The organism is Catellatospora sp. NPDC049609 (genome assembly GCF_040675365.1).
Lineage (GTDB): Bacteria > Actinomycetota > Actinomycetes > Mycobacteriales > Micromonosporaceae > Catellatospora.
On record NZ_JBFAOU010000075.1, the window covers coordinates 15,866 to 36,325 of the forward strand.

The following is a 20,460-nucleotide window of genomic DNA, read 5'->3' on the forward strand; positions in this document are numbered from 1 at the left end:
CCTGAGCCGACCCGGGGAGGGCGCATGCCGCCGAGCAGCACGGACGTGCCCACGGCACGCGTGCCCGCGGCGCCCTCCCCCGGGCCGGTCCCCGCCCGGAACGCCGGCTCCGTCGACGGCGCGGCCGGTGCCGCGGTGACGGCCTCCGATGTGGAGGCGTGCCTGCGGGTGCTCGCCGCCGTGACCGCGGGCGACCTCGACGGCCCGGCCGCCGTCGCGGTGGAGCGCGCGGTCGCGCTGGCCCACCGCGGGGGCAAGAAGCGCCGCAAGGCCGACCGCGCGGTACGCCGCGAGGAGCAGGACCGGCTCCTGCTGGCCACGGCCGCGAGGTTCCGCGAGGAGATCCCGTCGGCGGCGCCCGCGCTGCCCGCCGGGGGCGGTGCCGCCCGGCCGCTGCTGCACCGCCCGCGCCGCTGCTACGTGTGCAAGGAGCCGTTCCGGCAGGTCGACGCGGACTACCACCAGCTGTGCCCGGCCTGCGCCGAGCACAACCGCGCCCGCCGCGACGCCCGGTGCGACCTGACCGGCCGCCGCGCGGTGGTGACCGGCGGCCGGGTGAAGATCGGCTTCCACACCGCACTGAAGCTGCTGCGCGACGGCGCCGAGGTGCTGGTCACCACCCGCTTCCCGCGCGACGCGGCGCGCCGGTTCGCGGCGGTGCCCGACTTCGCGCGCTGGGGCGGCCGCCTGCACGTGCACGGGGCGGACTTCCTGGACCTGGCCGCCGTGATCGACCTCGTCGACGCGGTCGGCCGCCGCTGGGACCACCTGGACATCCTGGTCAACAACGCCGCGCAGACCCTGCACCGGCCCCCGGCGTACCACCGCGAGGTGCGGGCGGCCGAGCTGCTGCCGCTGGCCGGCCCGGCCGCCGCGATCGGCGTCACCCCCGCCCGCGCGGGCGCCGCCGACACCGCGCTGGTGCTGCCCGACCTCGCCCAGGCGCTGTTCCCGGCCGGGCGCACCGACGAGACCGGCCAGCCGCTGGACCTGCGCGACGAGAACTCCTGGACGCTGCGCGCCCAGGACGTCAGCCCGCGCGAGTGGCTGGAGGTGCACGTCGTCAACGCGTTCGTGCCGTTCCTGCTGACCTCCCGGCTGCGCCCGCTGCTGGCCGCCGCGCCGCACCCGGTGCGGCACGTGGTGCAGGTGTCGGCGATGGAGGGCAGCTTCGCCCGGGAGAACAAGACCGAGCGGCACCCGCACACCAACATGGCCAAGGCGGGCCTGAACATGCTGACCCGCACCCTGGCCGCCGACTTCCACGGCGACGGCATCCTGATGAACAGCGTCGACACCGGCTGGGTCACCGACGAGCGGCCCCACCCGGACAAGCAGGCCCAGCGGGCGGCCGGGTTCCGCCCGCCGCTGGACGTGATCGACGGGGCGGCGCGGGTGTACGACCCGATCGTGCGTGCCGAGCACGGCGACCCGGTGCACGGGGCGTTCCTCAAGGACTACCGGGAGACCGCATGGTGACCGAGCCGGAGAGCAATCCCGTCCGCTGCCCCGCCATCGCGCACCCCGAGGTGGGCCTGGCCGACCCCGCGGACTTCGACGCGCTGCTGGCGCGGCTGTCCGAGCCGGGCGAGGTGACCGGCACCGAGGACTTCCCGCGCGGCACGCTGCAGCCCGACGGCCGCCTCGACCTGTGCAAGCAGGGCCTCGGCCCGCAGGCCGCGGCGCGGGTGGTGCAGGCCGCGGTGCGCTTCCCGCACGCCACCCACCTGCTGCTGGGCACCAATGGTCTGGGCAGCGACGGCGCCCGCGCGGTCGCCGACGCGCTCGCGCCGGGGCACCACGTGCAGACGGTCTACCTGGGCTGCAACCGCATCGACGCGGACGGCGCCGGTGCGCTGGCCGACCGCCTGGCGGGCGACCGCACGGTCCGGGCCCTGTGGCTCAAGCGCAACCCGATCGGCGACGCGGGCGTGTCCCGGCTGTGCGCGGCGCTGTCGGGCAACACCACGCTGCGCACCCTGGACCTGGTCAACACCGGCCTCACCCGCCACGGCCTGGCCGAGCTGGCCGGCACCCTCGCCGCCCGCGAGACGCCGCTGGAGCGGCTGTTCCTGGGCGGCAACGGGCTGCGCCCGGACGCGGTCCCGGCGCTGGCCGCGATCGTGCGCGAGGGCGGGGTGCGCGAGCTCTACCTCGCCGCCAACCACCTCGGCGACGCGGGCGCGGCGGCGCTGGCCGAGGCCGTCGCGGGGCTGCCGATGACGCTGGGCCTGGGCGGCAACGGCCTCACCCCGGCCGGGGTCGCCGCGCTGGCCGCGCGGCTGTCCGCCTGGCGGGCGCTGGACCTGGCCCGGCCGCCGTCGGAACGGGCCCTGGGCGCGCTGCCCAACACCGTGGCCGACGAGGGCGCCGCGGCGCTGGCGGCGGCACTGCCCGGCAGCCGGCTGCGGCGGCTGGACCTGCGCTTCACCGGCATCACCGGGCGCGGCGCGAAGCTGCTGCTGGCGGCGCTGAGCGACGACCTGCCGCTGCGCTACCTCGGCATCAACGGCGGCGTCCCGCGGCGGCTGCGCCGGCTGGCCGGTGCCACGCTCGGCCCGGTCGAGCAGCCCCACCCCGACATCAGCGCGATCGCGAGCGTGTACCGATGACCGAGCAGTTCGAGCTGAAAACCTGGCAGCGGATACGCCGGTTCGCCGTGCCGCCGGGGATGATCGCGGCCTGCCAGGCGCGGCGGGAGGCCGGCGACTGGCGGGGCGCGCTGGCGGCGGCCCGGGTGGACACCGACATCGACCTCGACGCGGTGGCCGGCCGGTTCGGCGCGCAGACGGCCGACCGGATCGCCGGCGAGCTGGCCGGGCTGGCCCCCGACCTGCTGCGCTGGCACCTGCCGCGCGCGCTCGGCGGGCGCACCAGCCTCGCCACCGGGCTGATCTTCACGCTCGCGACCCGCACCGGGCCGGTGGACCCGGACACCGCCGTGCTGCGGGTCGAGCTGCCCAAGACGGTGGACGGCTCGCAGCGGCTGCGCCTGACGGTGGCGAAACTCGACGACGTGGTCGCGCGAGAGCTGCCCGGCCACCTGTGGCACGCGGACGAGGCGCCGGGCCTGCGCGCGGCGTACGGCGGCAGCGCCCACCGGCTGCCGTTCCTCACCCGCGACGGCGCGCCGGTGCCCGCCGACGCCTTCGCGGCCGCGCTGGGCGACGACGCCCCGGCCCGCGCCGAGCGGGCCGCGGCCCATCTCGCCGCCGACCGGCTGGTCGAAGCGTGGGCCGAGGCCGGGCTCACCCTGGACGAGGAGCTGCCCGCCTACCGGTCCGGCTACTACCAGGTGACCCGCGCCCACGTGTCGCAGGAGCGGCTGCACCTGGTCGCGCTGGCCCCCGCGGTGCGGGCACTGGCCCGGCGGCACGACGCGGGCGGCGTGCTGCTGGAGCCGAACTGGCGGCTGCGCTTGCTGTTCACGCCGGACGGTGACACCGTGCGGGTCCGCATGCTCGACCAGGACGACCATCGCGGCGAGCTGCCGAAGCTGACCGAGCCGGTCTACCGCGTCCCGCCCGACCTGGAGCTGCTGCGCGCGGGCATGCTCACCCCGGCCGAGCTGCACCCGCTGGTGCGGGCCGCGCTGTTCCCCCAGGAGCCGCCGGACACCCCGGCCCCGCGCGGACCGCGCTTCGGGCCGGTGCGGGTGCGCTGCCGCGGCCGGTGGCACCGCGTCGACAACACCGGCGGGCGGCTGACGCCGCTGGACCACACCCCCGAGGAGGTGCAGCGCGAGCAGGCGCTGCGCGCGCTCGGCGGGAAGGTGGCCGGCTGCTTCGCGGCCGAGCAGGGCTGGCGCGACGGGAAGACGCGCCTGCCGCGCGAGCTGCGGGCGCAGCGGCGCGAGCTGATGCAGACGATCCTGCACGGCGACACGCAGACGCTGCTGGAGCTGCTGGACGCGGGCCTGGATCCGTTCGTGCGCGACGGGCGCGGCTCGACGCTGCTGCACCTGCTGCGCTGCCTCGACCACGAGGTGCTGCTGCCCCGGCTGCTGGCCGCGGGCCTGCCGGTCGACGCCCGCGACCACCGGCAGCGGACCCCGCTGCACGTCGCCGTCGGCTGGGTGGGCTCGCCGTCGCTGGTCCGGGCGCTACTGGAGGCCGGGGCGGACCCGCGGGCCGAGGACGACAACCGGACCTCGGTCGCCGAGCTGATCGAGTACAAGGCCATGGACTTCTACGACGACGACATCCAGGCCGAGGCCCAGCAGGACCTGAACCTGATCAAGAAGTACATCGAGGAACGGACCGCGGCATGACGGCACCGCACGACCCCCTGCGCACGGCGGACGAGCTGATCGCGGCCACCCGCGCCTGGCGCAGCGAGCCGGTGTCCGACCCGCGCGTGGAGGCGCTGGCGCTGGCCGTGTCGGCGAACCTGCCGGTGCTGCTGTGGGGCGAGCCCGGCATCGGCAAGTCGGCGTCGCTGCAGCAGCTCGCCGCCGGGCTGGGCGTGCCGCTGGAGACGGTGATCGCCAGCGTGCACGAGCCGTCGGACTTCGCCGGGCTGCCCATCGTCGGCGACGATCCGGCCCGCGACGGCGTGCCGATGGCGCCGCCGGACTGGGCGGTGCGCCTGGCGCGGACCGGCCGGGGCCTGCTGTTCTTCGACGAGCTGTCGTCGGCGCCCCCGGCGGTGCAGGCGGCGCTGCTGCGGGTGGTGCTGGAGCGGCGGGTGGGCAGCCTGGAGCTGCCCGCGTCGATCCGGATCGTGGCGGCGGCCAACCCGCCCGCGAGCGCGGCCGACGGCTGGCACCTGAGCCCGCCGCTGGCCAACCGGTTCGTGCACCTGCACTGGACGCACGACCCGCGTACGGTCGCCCGGGGCCTGGCCGGGACCTGGCCCGCGATCGAGGTGCCGACGGTGCAGCCGGGGCGGATGGCGAGCGCGGTGGCCAAGGCGCGCGGCACCGTGGCGGGCTTCCTGACCGCCCGGCCGGGCCTGGTGCACCACCTGCCCGGCGACGCCGACAGCCGGGGCGGGGCCTGGCCGTCGCCGCGCAGCTGGGAGATGGCGCTGCGGCTGCTGGCGTTCCACCTGGCCACCGACACCGGCCGCGACGCCCTGGCCACCGCCCTGATCGGCGCGGTGGGCGACGGCGCGGGCCTGGAGTTCAGCACGTACCTGGAGGAGCTGGACCTGCCCGACCCGGAGCGCGTGCTGGCCGACCCGGCGGCGTTCGCGCTGCCCGAGCGCGGCGACCGGCAGCTGGCGTTCCTGACCGCGGTGGTGGCGGCGGTGCAGGCCCGCACCACCCACCAGCGGTGGGACGCGGGCTGGGTGGTGCTGGCCAAGGCCGTGGACGCGGGCGTGCCCGACGTGGCCGCGCGGGCGGCGCTGGACCTGGCGGCGCTGCGCGACACGGACTGGCCGGTGCCGCCCGCGATCGACGCGTTCGTCGAGGTGCTGAGCCTGTCGGGGATGCTCCCGGCGGCCCGATGACCGCCCCACCGCCGGCGGACCGGCCGCACGCTGCCGGGCACCCGCCGGGCGAGCCGCAGGCTGGCGGACCTCCGCCGGACGAGCCGCAGGCTGCCGGGCCCACGCCGGGCCCGCCGTCCGCTACCGGGCATCAACCGGGCGGGCCGAAGCCGCCCGTGCCGCTGGACCGGACGAAGCTGCTGGCGGCGCGGTTCCGGGCGGCGGGCGATCGGCCGTACCTGGCCGCGGCCCTCTACAGCCTGACCATCGTGCCCAGCGAGCGGGTGCCGACGATGGGCGTGGACCGGCACTGGCGCTGCTACGTGTCGCCCGACTTCGTCGCGCGCACCCCGGTCGAGCAGCTGGCCGGGGTATGGATCCACGAGGTGGCACACCTGCTGCGCGACCACCACGGGCGCGCGGACCGGCTGACCGCCGACGAGCGCGCCGACCACCACCGGCTCAACGTCGCGCAGGACTGCGAGATCAACGACGACCTGATCGCCGACGGGCTGCCGCTGCCCGAGGGCCGGCTGGAGCCGTCCCAGTTCGGGCTGCCCGTCGGCGGCCTGTTCGAGCAGTACCTGCCCTCGATCCCGGCGACGCCGCGCTGCCACGGCCGGTGCGGGGCGGGTGACGGCGGGGCGGGCGGCGGTGTGTGCGACTGCCCGGCGGTGGAGTGCGGGTCGGGCGCGCACGGGCACCAGCGCCCGTGGGAGCACGACGGCGCGGGCCCGGCGGCGGTGCGCGGGGTGGAGGCCGACGCGATCCGGCGGCAGACCGCGCAGGCGGTACGCGCGCACGCCCGCAGCCGCGGCAAGGTGCCCGCCGGGTGGAAGCGCTGGGCCGACGAGGTCCTCGAACCGACGATCGACTGGCGGCAGGCGCTGGCCGGGGCGGTGCGCGAGGCGGCGGCCTGGGCGGGCGGCGCGGTGGACTACACGTACCGGCGGCCCTCCCGGCGCGGCGCGGCGCTGCCGGGCGTGGTGCTGCCGAGCCTGCGGCGGCCGCTGCCGCGGGTCGCCATCGTGATCGACACCTCGGGGTCGATGTCCGACGACGACCTGGCCGCGGTGCTGGCCGAGGTCGGCGGGGTGCTGCGCGCGGTGGGCGTACGCGGCAACCGGGTGGCGGTGCTCGCCTGCGACGCCGACGTGCACGCCGCGCGGCGGGTCTCGACCGTCGGCGAGGTGGTGCTGGCGGGCGGCGGCGGCACCGACATGCGGGTCGGCATCAGCGCCGCGCTGGCCGTGCCCGAGCCGCCGCACTTCGTCATCGTGCTGACCGACGGGTACACGCCATGGCCGGCGGCAGCACTCGCGCGTACCCGCATCATCGCAGGTCTGGTGGGGTCTGAGGCGCCGATCCCACCGGCCTGGATCGAGTCGATCCCGATCTCGATCACTTCGAGCAAAACATGAGCTCCGTCCGAAAAAGAATGGTTTTGTAGTACCCAGACGATCCTCGGATCACGGGGAAGGAGAAGCCATGGGTACGTCTCTTCGGCGAGCGGCGCTGACCGCCGCCACCGGTGCTGCGATCGCGGCGCTGGCCTTGCCGGCGGCGGCGCACGCCGCGGCCGACGTCACCGTCAACCCCGCCGCGGTCGCACCGGGCGGCAAGTTCACGCTGGCCGCGTACTGCGGCGCGGCCGCCACCTCGGCGCAGGTCAGCGGCACCACCATCGGCGGGCCGTCCGAGATCACGCTCAACCCGTTCACCGACGGCGGGCCGGGCGCGTTCAACGCGGAGCTGACCGTCCCGGCGACCACGCTGCCGGGCACGTACCAGCTCGAGGTCACCTGCAGCGACGGCGAGACCGGCACCGGCACGCTCGTCGTGTCGCCGACCGGCGCGCCCGCGGGCGGCGGCGGCTCGACCTCGCAGGGGCCGAGCCGGGCGCTGCTCGGCGCCGGCGGCGGCCTGCTGGCCGCGTCCGGCATGGGCGCCTTCCTGATGCTCCGGCGGAGGTACCGTGGCACCCACTCCGCCTGAGGGCACGTCCGCCCGGGGCCGCCATCGCGCGTCCGGACGCCGTTCCGGACGCGTCGGCCTGCTCGCCCTGCTCACCACCGCGCTCGCCGGGGGCGGCCTGATCGCCGCCGCGTTCGTGGTCGCCCCGGCCGGGCCGCCGCAACCCGCCGTGGAGAACTCGGCCCGCTACCAGCTCACCGACATGGACCGGCGCCCGGACGCGCGCGGCGTACGGCCGCTGGACCGCTCGGCGCCGGTGCGGGTGAAGATCCCGGCGATCAAGCTGGACGCGGTCGTGGTCACCGTCGGCACCAACCCCGACGGCAGCCTCCAGGTGCCCGAGCTGCGCCACTCGCAGCTCACCGGCTGGTACCGCTACGGCCCCAGCCCCGGCGAGCGCGGCAACGCCGTCATCGTCGGCCACGTCGACACCCGCAGCAGCGGCCCCGCCGTCTTCTTCGAACTCGGCGCCCTCAAACCCGGCACCAAGATCGAGGTCTCCCGCCTGGACGGCTCCGTCGCCGTCTTCTCGGTCGACGTGGTCAAGTCCTTCCCCAAGGACGAGTTCCCCGCCACCCGCGTCTACGGCAGCAGCGACGACATGGGCCTCCGCCTCGTCACCTGCGGCCCGCCGTACGACAAAACCGACCACAACTACCTCAACAACGTGGTCGTCTTCGCCACCCTCACCAAAACCCGCCCCAACCCCTGACCCGCCTCCAGTGCGTCGATCATGAACTTATGGGCGTGTTCGACGGCGTGTCGCTCCCCTAACTTCATGATCGACGCACTGGAACGGTCGCGACACTGATCGCCTACTGGAGCGGATCCACGTTCAGCGACCCGTTGCCGGGGCTGACGTGTTCGGTCCACCTCGAGCCGTTCCAATAGCGGTACACATGGCGTCCGGTCGGATCGGCGTACCAGTTCGCAGGAGCGGAGGTCGCGGGCCGACCCGCCAGGAGCTCGCGTAGCCGTGACAGCACGCCGGTCGTGTTCGCGGTGCCGGCGAAGCTGACGGGCAGGGTCACGGCTTCATGGCGGCCCATGTCGAAGCAGGACATCTGTCCCGCTCTGAGGAACACCACGTCGCCGCCTGCCAACGCCACGGTGGAGGTGGTCGTCCATACGGTTGCGGCTTCGAGCGTGTAGAGCCTCCGCAGGGTCAGGCGCATCCCGGTCTGCGCGGCTTCCACCATGAGCACCAGGTACGGCGACCAGGCGGTAGCGCCGTAGGAGCGCCCGACCAGCGTGAGGCCGCCGTCCGCCCTCCCGTCGAGAGACGTCGCGTGCTGTGCCGCGCTCCGTCCCTCGAAGAAGCCGTAGCGCGTCGGCGAACTGCGCGGGACGCCGGCAGCCGACTGCGCGCGGTAGGCGGCGGTGTCGGTGCACGGATGTTTGGGCCACGGCGGCCCTACTTCATCGAAGAAGACCCGGCTGCCGTGCTCGTTGGCGTAGAAGAAGACCAGCGCCCCGCAAACGGGACAGCGGGCGTTCGGGCGCAACCATCGCGCCGAGAAGCTCCGGGGAGGTTGCGGCGCGCGGGGCACCGGCACGTACGCGACCGCGCGGTACGACCTCGCCGAACTCGGCCGCCGCCATGGCGTGGAGCCGGCGCGGGTCACATCGTGGGCGCCGACCCAGTGCCGACCACCACCCGGGCTGCGCCGCCAGTGCCCACGACGACGATAAGTGGTCATCGGTCACCTGCCGGAAGCCACGGCGTCGCGCCAGTCCCACCGAGCACAGCGCCCCTCCCCCCGAGATTCCCCCCGTCCGCGCGGAGCTGGACGAAGTCGTCTGCGAGCCTAGTGACGACACCACCGGTTCTCGACCCCTGTAACCGTTCTTCGTCCGCGCCTCCGCACCCTGCGACCGGTCGTTTGCCGCAGGTCGCCCGTCCGGATCGCACCGGGTGCCCGTCCAGATGAACCGTGACGAGCGGGGCGCCCCAGGATCGGCAGGGGATCCGATTGCCTGGCCGTATCCCCGCCGCGCGCCTCGTCTGCGTACCGCGTCCTCGACCGGGCGGGGCTCCGCGTGCTCAGGGCGCGGTGCCTTCTGCTCAGGACAGGAGTTTGGTGAGTTCGACGCGGGAGCGGACGCCGAGCTTGGCGAAGATGTTGCCGAGGTGGTGCTCGACGGTGCGCGGGCTGAGGTAGAGCTGCGCGGCGATCTCGCGGTTGGTGGCGCCCTCGGCGGCGTACCGGGCGATCTGGCGCTGCTGCGGGGTGAGCTCGTCACCGGCCCGCACCTCCGGCGGGCGCGCTGACTCTCCCGTCGCGCGCAGCTCAGCGCGGGCCCACCCGGCCCAGCGGTCGGCGTGCAGGCGCTCGAACGACTCCAGCGCGCTGCGCAGCTCGGCGCGGGCCTGCGTACGGCGGCGCTGCCGGCGCAGCAGCGAGCCGTAGAGCAGCTCGGTGCGGGCCCGCTCGAAGGCGCGATCGCCCACCGCGTGCAGCTCCAGGGCGTCGCGGAAGTGCTCCTCGGCCTGCGTGCCGTCGCTGAGCAGGGCCCGGCAGCGGGCGGCCAGCGCGAGGTTGTCCGGGCTGCTGGTGCTGCGCGCCCACGGCTCGAACGTGCCGAACGCGGCCCGGGCCGCGTCGACCGCGCCGGTGCGCACCGCCGCCTCGACGTAGGTCGGCACCGACAGCGCGGCCACCGCCATGTGCCCCTGGCCTGGTCCGGCGCGGGCCAGGCCGCGCAGCCGCCCGGCGGCGTCGGCGGGCCGCCCCAGGGACAGGTCGAGGAAGGCCAGCGCCCAGGTGCTGAGCGCGGCGGGCAGCCCGAGGCCGTTGAGCCCGGCCCGGTCCAGCGCGGTGCGCGCCCGCAGCCGGCAGGTCTCCTCGTCGCCGTGGATCGCGTCGAGCATGGCCAGCGCCGCCAGGTGGTGGCAGGCGCCGTTGCCCTGCCCGGTCTCGGTGGCCGCGCGCAGCCCTTCCAGCGCGTTCGCGGTGGCGGCGGCGTGGCGGCCGGTCCAGAACTCGGCGTACGCGCTGAACTCCAGCGCCTTGGGCACCATGGTCACCGCGCCGCGGCCGCGCGCTGCGGCGACCGCGCGGGCGGCCATCACCCGGCCCTGGCTGTTGTCGCCGAGGATCAGCGCGGCGATGCTGGCCCAGATCAGGGCGGACGGGTCGTCGATGCGCGGCGCGCCGTCGAGCACCGCCCGCAGCGGGCGCAGCGCCGCGCCGAACCGGCCCAGGAAGATCGCCGACAACGCGTCCAGGTAGTCGAGCATGACCGTGGCCTGCGCCGAGCGGCCCGGCTGGCGCAGCGCCGCGGCCTGCGCGGCGACCTGCAGGAAGCGCCCGTGGTCGCCGGCGTACACACCCGCCTCGCCGGCCCGCATCATGGCGCGGATGGCCAGCTCCGGGTCGATCGGGGCGAGCCGCTGCGCGGCGCCCAGCAGCGCCTCGTACGCGTCGGCGGCGCGCCCGTCGCGCAGGTCGATGTCGCCGCGCAGCAGCTCCAGCTCGCCGCGCGCGGCCGCGCCCGGTGCCACGGGCAGGGCCCGGTCGAGCAGGTCGCGGGCGCGCACCGAGTGGCCCGCGTGCCAGGCGTCGCGGGCCGCCGCGGCCAGCCGCCGGGCCTTGGCGCCGTCGTCGCCGGTGCTCAGCTCGGCGGCGCGCTCGTACGCCGCGGACGCGACCGCGTAGCCGCCCCGCCCGCGCGCCGCGACCGCCGCCGTCTCCAGCTCCTCGGCCAGCTCGTGGTCGGGGGCGAGCCCGGCCGCGGCCCGGTGCCAGGCCCGGCGCAGCGGGTGCCGGCCGGGGTCGAGCACCCCGGCCAGCAGCGCGTGCGCGGCGCGGCGGCCGGCCAGCGGGGCGGCGTGGTAGATCGCGGCGGGCACCAGCGGGTGGCGGAACTCCACCCCGCCCGCGCCGACGCGCAGCAGTCCCGCGTCCTCGGCGGGTGCGAGCGCCGCGACGTCGATGCCGGCCGCGTCGGCGGCGCGGACCAGCAGGTTCGCGTCCATCCCCTGCTCGGCGGCGGCGATGAGCAGCAGGCGCCGGGTCTGCTCCGGCAGCGCGAGCACCCGGCGCAGGTGGGCCCGGCGCAGGCCGGGGCTGGGCGGCAGCGGGTCGGGCAGCGGCCGCACGCCGCGCAGCCGGTCGGGGTCGAGGGCGGCGACCAGGTCGGCGACGGCCTGGGGGTTGCCCGCGGCGGCCGCGGCCAGGCGCAGGCGTACGCCCTCGTCGACGGCGACGGGCGCGAGGTCGTCGACCATCGCCGCGCAGGCGGTCTCGTCCAATGGCGACAGCAGCAGCACCGGCACGCCGGGCGGCGGCAGCTCGTCGTCGTCCCGCATCGCCAGCAGCACGACCACGGCGCCGCCGGGCCGATCGCCCGGCGGCGCGTCGCCCGGCTTTCCGGCGGCAGGGGACGGCATCGGCGCGGGACGGTCGCCCACCCGCCGGGCGGCGAAGGCGAGGGCCTCGCGCGACGGCTGGTCGAGCAGGTCCGCGTCGTCGACGCAGACCAGCACCGGGCCGTCGCGCGCGAGCAGCTCCAGCAGCCCCAGCAGCGCGGCGGGCAGCAGGCAACCGGTGCCGTCGCCGGCCACCCCGTCGAGCACCCCGCGCAGCGCCGCGGCCTGGTGCGGGGGCAGCTCGGCCAGGCGGTGCGCGACCGGCCGCAGCAGCCGGTGCAGGCCCGCCCAGGGCAGCGCCGTCTCCGGCTCGACCCCGCCCGAGCGCAGCACCGCGAAGTCGGGTGCCTGGGTGTTCGCGTACCCCAGCAGCGCGCTCTTGCCCAGACCCGGCTCGCCGCGGATCAGCAGCGCGCCGCCGTGCCCGGCCCGCGCACCGTCCAGCACGGACGCCAGCGACAGCAGCGCGCTGTCGCGGCCGTGCAGCACCGGGCTCGGGAGCGGGTCCACACCCAGAAGTTACTCACAAGTTAACTCCGGCGAAAGACCGATGCGTCGTTTAACGGATGCGAAACGCCTACGCCGTCCCGCACGCTCTGTCCCACCGATCTCATCGAGGAGGACAGATGCGAAAGACAGCAGGCCTGCTCAGCGTCCTCGCCGCGGTAGCCGCCATGGTCGTGGTCGCCCCCTCCGCGGCGCAGGCCGCCGAGCGTGACCCCGTGATCTTCGTGCACGGCTACAAAGGCGGGGCGTGGAACTTCAACGACATGATCGCCGACTTCAAGGCCGACGGGTGGCCCGCCAACCGGCTGTTCGCGATCTCCTACGACGTCTTCCAGTCCAACAAGACCACCGCCTCGCAGCTGCGCAGCTATGTGGACTCGGTGCGCGCGCAGACCGGTGCGGCCAAGGTCGACATCGTCGCGCACTCGATGGGCAGCCTGAACTCCCGCTGGTATCTCAAGTTCCTCGGCGGCACGTCGTACGTGGACCAGTGGGTGTCGCTGGGCGGCCCCAACCACGGCACCAACCTCACCCCCGTCTGCTCGTGGCTGATCACCTCCTGCGCCGAGATGGCGCCGGACAGCTCCTTCCTGCGCGATCTCAACGCCGGCGACGAGACGCCCGGCGGGGTGCGCTACCAGACCTACTGGTCCAGCTGCGACGAGTTCATCAACCCCGACTCCAGCACGGTCCTGTCCGGCGCGACCAACACCGGGGTGGGCTGCATCGAACACGCCTGGCTGCTGGTCAGCGACCCCGTCTCGCAGAAGGTCCGCACCCTGCTCAAGTCCTGACCATAGAGAAGGGCACCTTCCCAGTACGTCGAGAAGGTGCCCTTCCTTCGCTAGAGGGCGGCGCGGTGGCGGGCCTGGGAGACGGCCCACGCCGCGTTGACCAGCCCGATGTGGCTGAACGCCTGCGGGAAGTTGCCGAGCATCTCCCCGGTGACCGGGTCGATCTCCTCGGCGAGCAGCCCGACGTCGTTGGCGTACCCGGCGGCGCGCTCGAACACCTCGGCCGCCCGGTTCACCCGCCCCGCCAGCGCCAGCGCCTCGGCCAGCCAGAACGTGCACAGCAGGAAGGTGCCCTCGTCGCCTTCCAGCCCGTCCACGCCGCCTTCGGTGCGGTAGCGGTACACCAGCCCCCGGTCGTCGGTCAGCCGGTCCGCGATCGCCTCGATGGTGGCGAGCATGCGCGGATCGTCGGCCGGCAGGAACCCGACGATCGCCATCATCAGGCACGACGCGTCCAGCGCCGTCGCGCCGAAGTACTGCGTGTACGCGCCCGCCTGCTCGTTCCAGCCGTCGCGCAGCACCCGCTCGCGCACCTCGGCCCGGGCGGCCGTCCAGCCCGGCACCCGGTCCTGCGCGCGCAGGCTGTCGGCCAGCGCAATCGCGCGGTCCAGCGCCACCCAGCACATCACCTTCGAGTACAGGAAGTGCCGGGGCTCGCCGCGCACCTCCCAGATGCCGTGGTCGCGCTCGTCGCTGCGCACCACCGCCGCGTCGGCCAGCGCCACCAGGAACGAGCGCGTGTCGTCGTCGATGTCGGTGATCTTCTCGGCCAGCCGGTGGGCCGCGCTGAGCACCTCGCCGTACACGTCGATCTGCTGCTGGTTCCAGGCGCCGTTGCCGACCCGCACCGGCCTGCTGTCCCGCCAGCCGCGCAGGTGCGGCAGGATCCGCTCGGACAGGTCGTGCTCGCCGCCCACCCCGAACATGATCTGCAACGGCGTGTCCGGGCCGATCGACCCGGCCGCCGCGGTGGTCATGTACGAGAAGAAGTCGCGGGCCTCGTCCGGGCAGGCGGCGACCCACAGCGCCTTCAGCGTGAAGCTCGCGTCACGGACCCAGGAGTAGCGGTAGTCCCAGTTGCGCACGCCGCCGATCTGCTCCGGCAGCGACGTGGTCGCTGCGGCGACGATCGCGCCGCTGGGCTTGAAGGTCAGCCCCTGCAGCACCCGGCCGCTGTGGCCGACCAGCTCGCGCCACGGTCCCTGGTAGTTCTGGTGCAGCTTGGACCATACGCGCCAGGCGTCCACGGTGACCGCCATCCAGTCGGCGATCTCGTCCTGGCTCCAGGTCCGCACCGGTTCGTGGTACATGGCCGAGCGCTGCAGCGCGAACCACAGCTCGTCGCCGACCCGCAGTGTGAACTCGGCGTCGGCGTCGCAGTTCACATGATGCAGCGGCACCGGGCTGGACAGCACCAGCCGCTCCGCGCCGCCGCGGGCGGTGAGCCCGCCGTCGATCGCCGACAGCAGCGGCCGCAGCAGGCCGTACTCGGGCCGGGGCTGGAACGACAGGCGCGCCCGCACCTCGCCGTCGCGGCAGCTCACCGACCGGATCAGCAGGTGCGGCACGCCCCGGCCGAGGTCGTGCCCGTGCTTGTCCTCGTTCGGGCCGAGCGCCAGGGCGTCGGTGACGGCCAGGGTGCCGTCCGGGGTGTGGAACGTCGTCTCCAGGACCAGCGTCTGGTCCAGGTAGCGCCGGGTGGCGGTGTACGGCCCGACCGGGGCGATGGACCAGTGCCCGGCCTCGTCGTCGAGCAGGCGCCCGAACACCGACGGGCTGTCGAAGCGCGGGCAGCACAGCCAGTCCACGGAGCCGTCCCGGGTGACCAGCGCGGCCGTATGGCAGTCCGACAGCAGCGCGTGGTCGGCGATCGGCACGCCGCTCATGAGGTCAGCTGCCGGCGTGGACGGCGATGAGGTCCGCGTCGACGCCGGCGGCCAGGCACTCGGCGATGGCCTCGCGGCGCACCGCCTCCCAGTGGCGCTGCCGGACCGCGATGGCCGCGGCGATCGCCGCCAGCTCGCGCACCGAGCGGGAGTCGGCGTCGGACGGGGGGTGGGCCCGGGCCGCGTCGAAAGCCTCCTCGATCGACTGCGGCTCGGTGTCGGCCAGCTCCGCGATCTCGTCGAGGTCCCACTCGTGGTGCACCACCAGGTTCGCCGCGTAGAGGTTGCGGTTGGCGGCCACCGTGTCGAGGTGGTACGTGCAGAAGCGCACCACGTCCTGTGCCTTGTGCGCCCGCGCCAGCGGGTCGGCCGGGAGCACCAGTTCGGCCTCGCGCAGGTGGCGCACCGCGATGGCGCGGGCGTCGGAGAGCAGGTCGCGCAGCGCGCTGGCGACCTGCTGGCGGCGCAGCAGCTCGTGCCCGGCGTCGTAGAGGTGCTGCGGGGCGGTGGACCACTCGGCGACGAGCCGGGCGCGCCGCTCGTGCTCGCGGTGCCCGCAGATCGCCTCGGCCAGGTCCTCGGTCGACCAGTCCCGGTTGCCGTGCAGGTAGGCGGCGGCCTCGTCGCGGGCCTGCAGCGCGGTGCGGTAGGCCTGGCGGATCTCGGCGCTGACCTGGCACGCGCCGAACGCGCCGCCCGAGGTGCCGAGAGCTTGCACCGCCCGTAGCTCGGTGCGCAGCCGGGTGACGTTGATCTGGGCCAGCGGGTCGCTGCCGACGCCCGCCCGCGTCGCGTCCATTAATGCAGCGTACGCCTGGTGGCACGGCCCGCGCGCGGGTCTGCGGGAAGGCGGCCGGCGCCGGAGGTGCGGAAGCGGCCGCGGTACGCCGCAGCGCCCTGCCCGAGGAACCGGCCACGAAGTGACGATGGTGGTGAAACCGCCCGGCGAGCGCAGTACCACCATTGACGATCGTTTACGTTTTTGGAGAAATATTTCAATGAATGCATTGACTCCGTAACTGTCCGCCGTCCATGATATTCGACAGTCGTCGATGGGCCCATCGCCGTTCCTCCTGGTACACCCCCTACCCGGAAAGGAGGCGGACAAGTGGCAGCTCTTACCGGAGAGATGTCCTGGTTCTGCTGCGGCACCGCCTGGGGCCCCTGCTCTAGCACGGGCCGCGGCGCCTGCGGCACGTGCAACAGCGGCAGCTACCAGCACGCCTGGCCCAACGCGTCGGCCGCATGTCTCGAGATCACCCGCCCCGACCGCTGCGGGATCACCATGTCCCGCCGCGGCTGCGGCTTCCGGCACTACACCACCAACCGCTGCAACGGAAAGCGCATCGGCACGACCATCGCCGACTGCGGGCCGCAGACCGACCTGTGGTGCGGCGAGCGCGCCTGCTGCGGCTCGGTGTGCGGCACCAACCGCATCGTCGACCTGACCCCGGCCGCGTACAGCCAGATCGCGAACCTGTCGTCCGGCCTGTCGCCCTGCAGCGTCGACATCGTGTGAGGAGGCTGAGATGACGGAGACCATCGACCGCCGCCGCCTGCTCACCACCGCCGCCGTCGGCGGGGCGAGCCTGATCGGCGGCACCGCACTCGGCTCGCTCGCGCCGGAGGCCGCCTTCGGCGCCGAGGAGCAGGCCGTGGAGCCGGGCGCGCCCGACCCCAACTTCGCCGAGGGCCGCATCACCGGCATCAGCACCGGCATGCTGTTCGTCACCGGCTCCGACATGGCGCTGTGGCGCATCCGGATCACCGGCGGCACCAGCATCTGGAAGCTGCGGCCCACCACCGTCGACGCGGTCGCCGTCGGCGACGGCCTGTACGCGCGCGGCCTGCGCCTGCCCGACGGCACCCTGGCCGCCGACTCGGTCTGGGTCAACATCGTCAACGTGCACGCGCACATCGCCGCCATCGGCCGCAACGTGCTGCACCTGGACCACAAGGGCAAGCGCATCGTCGGTCACCTGGTGCCCGGCACGTCGGCCGCCCGCTACAACAACACCCCGGCCGTGTCGGACATGTCGATGCTGCGCGTCGGCAAGCACGTCCAGGTCATCGGCGCCTGGGTCCCGGACACCAACGAGGTCGAGATCGCGACCGTGTACGCGTCCGCCTGAGGAACGCGGGCGGGCGCCACACCCCCCGGCGCCCGCCCGTCCCGCCAACCTTCTCAGCATCCCCGGAGGACCGATGATCTCGTGGATCGCGCCGCTGCAGCCGCTGCTGCTCGGCGCCGTGCTGCTCTGGTCGGCACGGCTCAAACTGCTCTCCCCCCTCGCCCCCGCGCAGGCCGCCCGCAGCGCGCTCGCGCAGCTGCTCGGCGAGCGGCGCGCGCTTCCCGCGTACCGCCTGGTCGGCGGGGTGGAGGCGGTGCTGGCGGTGTTCCTGCTGGCCCCGCCCGCGCTGCCCGCCGAGGCCGCGGCCGCGGTGGCACTGTCGCTCGGCTTCGCCGGCTATCTCGCGTACGCCCGGATCGCCGCGCCCGAGTCGTCGTGCGGCTGCCTGTCGGCGACCCGCACCCCGGTGGGCTGGCGCTCGTTCGCCCGCACCGGCGCGCTGCTGGCCGCGAGCCTGCTGGCGCTGCCCGCCGCCGCGTCGTGGGCGGGCGTGCTCGCCGACCGGCCGCTGCCCGCCGCGGCGGTGCTGCTGGCCGAGGCCGCCGTCCTGGTCGCGCTGTCGCCGGAGCTCGACCGCTTCGGGCTCGACCGGCTGCGCCAGCTCAAGGTGCGGCTCACCCGGCCGCTGCCCACCGGGTTCGACGTGCCGCTGGACTCCACCGTGGAGCAGCTGCACCGCAGCCCGGTGTACGCCGAGACCGCCGCGCTGCTCACCTCGGACGTGCGCGAGCACTGGGACGACGACGAGTGGCGCATCCTGGTCTACTCCGCCCGCCACGCAGGCTTCGAGGTGTCCGCCGTGTACGCCGTCCCGCGCCTGCGCTACCAGCCGGCCGCGGTGCGGCTGGCCCTGGTCGACGAGCCGACCGGGCAGGTCCTGCTCACCCGCGCGTCCGCCCCGGACGCTCCCCTGCCCGACTGGGCGTTCCCCGTCGCGGTGGGTGGCTGAGTGGTCTGGAGGGACGATCGCCGTCTCAGGTCAGCACACGAGGTCACCCCTCACTTTCCGACCCGAGACGGCGATCTTCCTTTCCCGAGGAGTGGGTTGGGGCAGCGCGGCGGGTCTCCGTGGTGTGAACTAGGAGGTACGAGCGCAACGGCGGGCTCCCGCGGCGACCACCCCCGCCGCCTCACCGCGTCGCGCTCCCCACCCCGAGTCGCGCACGCCGCGACCTCCGGGAGTCACCGTGCTCGCTACCGTCCCCCAGCGACAGAGCCTCGCCCTGCGCCACGCCTCCGGCGCGCTCGCCGGATCCGCGCCGCTGCTGGCCGGACGTGCCGCGCGGCGCACCGAGACCTGGCCGGGCCTGCCCGAGCTGCCCGCCGCCTGGCAGGCCGACCCCGCCAGCCGGATCAGCACCGCCACCCAGCGCTTCGCCGCCTACCGGCGGGGCACCGTCGAGATCGAGCTGCACTCGGTGCTCGGCTTCGACGAGGACACCCTCGAACGGCAGATCGCCCGCATCAACCTCGGCGAGCACCGCGTGCGCGTCAGCGCGGGGACCACCTGGCGCGGCTTCGAGGCCCGCTGGGCCTGCGGCGACGTCGCCCACCGCCTGGTCTGCCGCGGCCCCCAGCGCCTCGCCGACTTCCTCGACCTGCTGCTCGGCCTCGGCTGGGACTGACGCCCCTCCCGCACCGCGCGTCGATCTTGCACGTACGGTGGGTGCGACACGCCCCTAGAGGACATATCCCCAACGGTTCGTGCAAGATCGACGCGTGCCGTGCCCGTTCAGCATGTGAGCGCTCACCCGCATGCCGTTGACCGACCGCCCGGCCGGTCGGGAAGATTGACCCATGTCGAGCAATGTGGACAGACGGCCGTTCCAGGAGGTCGCCGCCGAGACGGGCCTCGGCGAGGTCGTCGGCCGCTACCGGCCGGCGGTCGGCGCCGATGTCGCCATCGTCGTGGTGGTGGCGTTCCTGGGCATCATGCTCATCGCGGCCGGCGGCGACGCCGGTGCGGTCGTCGGGGCGGGAGTCGTCGTCCTGGCGCTCGGGGCGCTGGCGGCATGGGTCACCTGGCGCAAGGCCGGCCGGTGGCGCTACCTCTACCCCGGCGGATCCCTGACGACCGACCGCACGGGCGCGGTGACCTCGCTGTTCACCTGGCACGACGTCGCGCACCTGCGCATCTGGGTCCGGGTGGTCAACCTCGTCAGCGCGTACGCCGAGGTCCCGCAGTGCCGCGTGGAACTGCGCAGCGGCGAGGTCGTCGACCTGGCCAAGCCCCGCTACCAGGACACGCCCGCGCTCATCGCGTACGTCGAGAAGAGCGTCGCCGCCGCGATCCTGCCGGTCAAGGTCGACGAGGCCGTGCGCACGGGCGCGGCGACCTTCGGTCCGCTCACCTTGACCGGCGACGGGGTGCGGCGGGGCGAGCAGTTCGTCGCCTGGTCCGCCGTCACGAACGTGGAAGCCGGCAAGACCCATCTGAAGCTCTGGACCGACGCGCGGCGGCCGGCCCTCGCCGAGCGGCTGCGCAACATCCCCGACGTCGCCGTGCTGCTGCACCTGATGCAGCACTGGCCGGTCGCCGAGGAGCCGGACGTCCCGGCGTAGCCCGAAGGACCGGACGCCCCACCCCGACCGCCCGTCAGGAGAAGAAAACTCTGGTCACCGTCTCGGCGACGCAGCACGGCCTGTCGGAGCGGTCCGTCTCCATCGTCATCTGCGCGGTGACCTGCACGCCGCCCCCGGCCTCCTCGACCGAGACGAGCTGCGCCGCCAGCCGGACGGAGGCGCCGACCGGCACCGGCGCCGGGAAGCGCACCTTGTTCAGCCCGTAGTTGACCACCATCCGCGCGCCCTCGAACCGGTACAGGTCCCGCACCAGCAGCGGCAGCAGCGACAACGTCAGGTATCCGTGCGCGATCGTCCCGCCGAACGGGCCGCTCGCGGCGCGGGCCGGATCGGTGTGGATCCACTGGTGGTCGCCGGTCGCCTCGGCGAACGTGTCGACCCGGGACTGCTCGACCGGGTGCCACGGGCCGGGCCCGATGCGCTGCCCGACCGCGTCGGCCAGGTCGGCGGCGGAAACGAACACTCTCACGGCGGCACCTTTCGGATCACGGCTGGTCCGGGTGATCGTAGGACGCCGGAGCGCGGCCACCGGCGGCGGACATGCCGCTGCCGGGGCACGCCGCTCGGGCGCCACGCCACGGGCGGCGGAGCACTGCGCCCGCAGCACGCCGCCCGGGTGGCACGGGAGCGGCCGCGCCACGGGACCGGCGCCCGAACGCACCGCGCCCGGTGGCGCGCCGCTCGGGCTGCGGCGCGACACAAGGGAAGAGGCGGGGGTGTGGGAATAGTGTTTAAAGTACGGTTTGTATATAGGTGGGGGCGGGGAGAATAAAAAATGG

The 20,460-nt window shown here is 74.8% G+C and carries 18 protein-coding genes; 13 read left to right on the forward strand and 5 right to left on the reverse strand.

Going from position 1 to position 20,460, the window contains the following annotated elements:
• The first annotated feature begins 24 nt into the window (after positions 1 to 24).
• The 7 genes from AB0J67_RS21380 to AB0J67_RS21410 all read left to right on the forward strand — a co-directional run bounded on the left by AB0J67_RS21380 (position 25) and on the right by AB0J67_RS21410 (position 8,119).
• A complete protein-coding gene (locus tag AB0J67_RS21380; RefSeq protein WP_363485154.1) occupies positions 25 to 1,479 on the forward strand; it encodes an SDR family oxidoreductase in 1,455 nt (484 codons plus the stop codon).
• Positions 1,473 to 2,612, forward strand: coding sequence for a gala protein (locus AB0J67_RS21385; RefSeq protein ID WP_363485155.1), 1,140 nt, complete (start codon positions 1,473 to 1,475; stop codon positions 2,610 to 2,612). Before AB0J67_RS21380 ends, AB0J67_RS21385 begins: the two co-directional genes overlap by 7 nt.
• Positions 2,609 to 4,270, forward strand: a complete 1,662-nt coding sequence (locus tag AB0J67_RS21390) for an ankyrin repeat domain-containing protein (RefSeq protein WP_363485156.1) — start codon at positions 2,609 to 2,611, stop codon at positions 4,268 to 4,270. The genes AB0J67_RS21385 and AB0J67_RS21390 overlap by 4 nt, the downstream gene beginning before the upstream one ends.
• A complete protein-coding gene (locus AB0J67_RS21395) occupies positions 4,267 to 5,454 on the forward strand; it encodes an AAA family ATPase (RefSeq protein ID WP_363485157.1) in 1,188 nt (395 codons plus the stop codon). The genes AB0J67_RS21390 and AB0J67_RS21395 overlap by 4 nt, the downstream gene beginning before the upstream one ends.
• A gap of 155 nt (positions 5,455 to 5,609) precedes the next feature.
• Positions 5,610 to 6,854 (forward strand): VWA-like domain-containing protein, encoded by a 1,245-nt coding sequence (locus AB0J67_RS21400; protein ID WP_363485158.1) that lies wholly within the window; start codon positions 5,610 to 5,612, stop codon positions 6,852 to 6,854.
• Positions 6,855 to 6,921: 67 nt separating this feature from the next.
• Positions 6,922 to 7,428 carry a hypothetical protein gene (locus AB0J67_RS21405; RefSeq protein WP_363485159.1) on the forward strand — a complete coding sequence of 169 codons (507 nt, stop codon included), beginning with the start codon at positions 6,922 to 6,924 and terminating at the stop codon, positions 7,426 to 7,428.
• On the forward strand, positions 7,409 to 8,119 hold the full coding sequence (locus AB0J67_RS21410) for a class F sortase (protein ID WP_363485160.1): 711 nt from the start codon (positions 7,409 to 7,411) through the stop codon (positions 8,117 to 8,119). Before AB0J67_RS21405 ends, AB0J67_RS21410 begins: the two co-directional genes overlap by 20 nt.
• Positions 8,120 to 8,222: 103 nt before the next feature.
• Here the strand turns inward: AB0J67_RS21410 and AB0J67_RS21415 are convergent, their stop codons facing one another.
• Both AB0J67_RS21415 and AB0J67_RS21420 read right to left on the reverse strand, forming a co-directional pair.
• Positions 8,223 to 9,107, reverse strand: coding sequence for a DUF2510 domain-containing protein (locus AB0J67_RS21415; RefSeq protein WP_363485161.1), 885 nt, complete (start codon positions 9,105 to 9,107; stop codon positions 8,223 to 8,225).
• Positions 9,108 to 9,472: 365 nt separating this feature from the next.
• Complete coding sequence (locus tag AB0J67_RS21420; protein WP_363485162.1) at positions 9,473 to 12,289, reverse strand: LuxR family transcriptional regulator; 2,817 nt, start codon at positions 12,287 to 12,289, stop codon at positions 9,473 to 9,475.
• A 116-nt stretch (positions 12,290 to 12,405) separates the two neighbouring features.
• On the opposite strand from AB0J67_RS21420, the gene AB0J67_RS21425 reads away from it, so the two are divergent.
• Entirely contained in the window at positions 12,406 to 13,080 is a 675-nt protein-coding gene (locus tag AB0J67_RS21425) for a triacylglycerol lipase (protein ID WP_363485163.1), read from the forward strand.
• Between the two features lie 50 nt (positions 13,081 to 13,130).
• On the opposite strand, the gene AB0J67_RS21430 is transcribed toward AB0J67_RS21425, so the two are convergent.
• Positions 13,131 to 14,966, reverse strand: a complete 1,836-nt coding sequence (locus tag AB0J67_RS21430) for a glycoside hydrolase family 15 protein (protein WP_363485164.1) — start codon at positions 14,964 to 14,966, stop codon at positions 13,131 to 13,133.
• A 4-nt stretch (positions 14,967 to 14,970) separates the two neighbouring features.
• Positions 14,971 to 15,765 carry a hypothetical protein gene (locus tag AB0J67_RS21435; RefSeq protein WP_363485165.1) on the reverse strand — a complete coding sequence of 265 codons (795 nt, stop codon included), beginning with the start codon at positions 15,763 to 15,765 and terminating at the stop codon, positions 14,971 to 14,973.
• Between the two features lie 309 nt (positions 15,766 to 16,074).
• Here AB0J67_RS21435 and AB0J67_RS21440 point away from each other — a divergent pair, with 309 nt between their 5' ends.
• The 5 genes from AB0J67_RS21440 to AB0J67_RS21460 all read left to right on the forward strand — a co-directional run bounded on the left by AB0J67_RS21440 (position 16,075) and on the right by AB0J67_RS21460 (position 19,660).
• The gene (locus AB0J67_RS21440) at positions 16,075 to 16,485 is read left to right on the forward strand and encodes a hypothetical protein (RefSeq protein ID WP_363485166.1); all 411 of its coding nucleotides are present in this window, start codon (positions 16,075 to 16,077) and stop codon (positions 16,483 to 16,485) included.
• Between the two features lie 10 nt (positions 16,486 to 16,495).
• Positions 16,496 to 17,098, forward strand: a complete 603-nt coding sequence (locus AB0J67_RS21445) for a cell wall protein (RefSeq protein WP_363485167.1) — start codon at positions 16,496 to 16,498, stop codon at positions 17,096 to 17,098.
• Between the two features lie 73 nt (positions 17,099 to 17,171).
• Entirely contained in the window at positions 17,172 to 18,047 is an 876-nt protein-coding gene (locus tag AB0J67_RS21450) for a MauE/DoxX family redox-associated membrane protein (RefSeq protein ID WP_363485168.1), read from the forward strand.
• Positions 18,048 to 18,285: 238 nt separating this feature from the next.
• Entirely contained in the window at positions 18,286 to 18,723 is a 438-nt protein-coding gene (locus AB0J67_RS21455; protein WP_363485169.1) for a hypothetical protein, read from the forward strand.
• Between the two features lie 172 nt (positions 18,724 to 18,895).
• Complete coding sequence (locus AB0J67_RS21460) at positions 18,896 to 19,660, forward strand: DUF6585 family protein (RefSeq protein ID WP_363485170.1); 765 nt, start codon at positions 18,896 to 18,898, stop codon at positions 19,658 to 19,660.
• A gap of 34 nt (positions 19,661 to 19,694) precedes the next feature.
• Here the strand turns inward: AB0J67_RS21460 and AB0J67_RS21465 are convergent, their stop codons facing one another.
• Positions 19,695 to 20,150 carry a MaoC family dehydratase gene (locus AB0J67_RS21465; RefSeq protein ID WP_363485171.1) on the reverse strand — a complete coding sequence of 152 codons (456 nt, stop codon included), beginning with the start codon at positions 20,148 to 20,150 and terminating at the stop codon, positions 19,695 to 19,697.
• Positions 20,151 to 20,460: the final 310 nt, after the last annotated feature.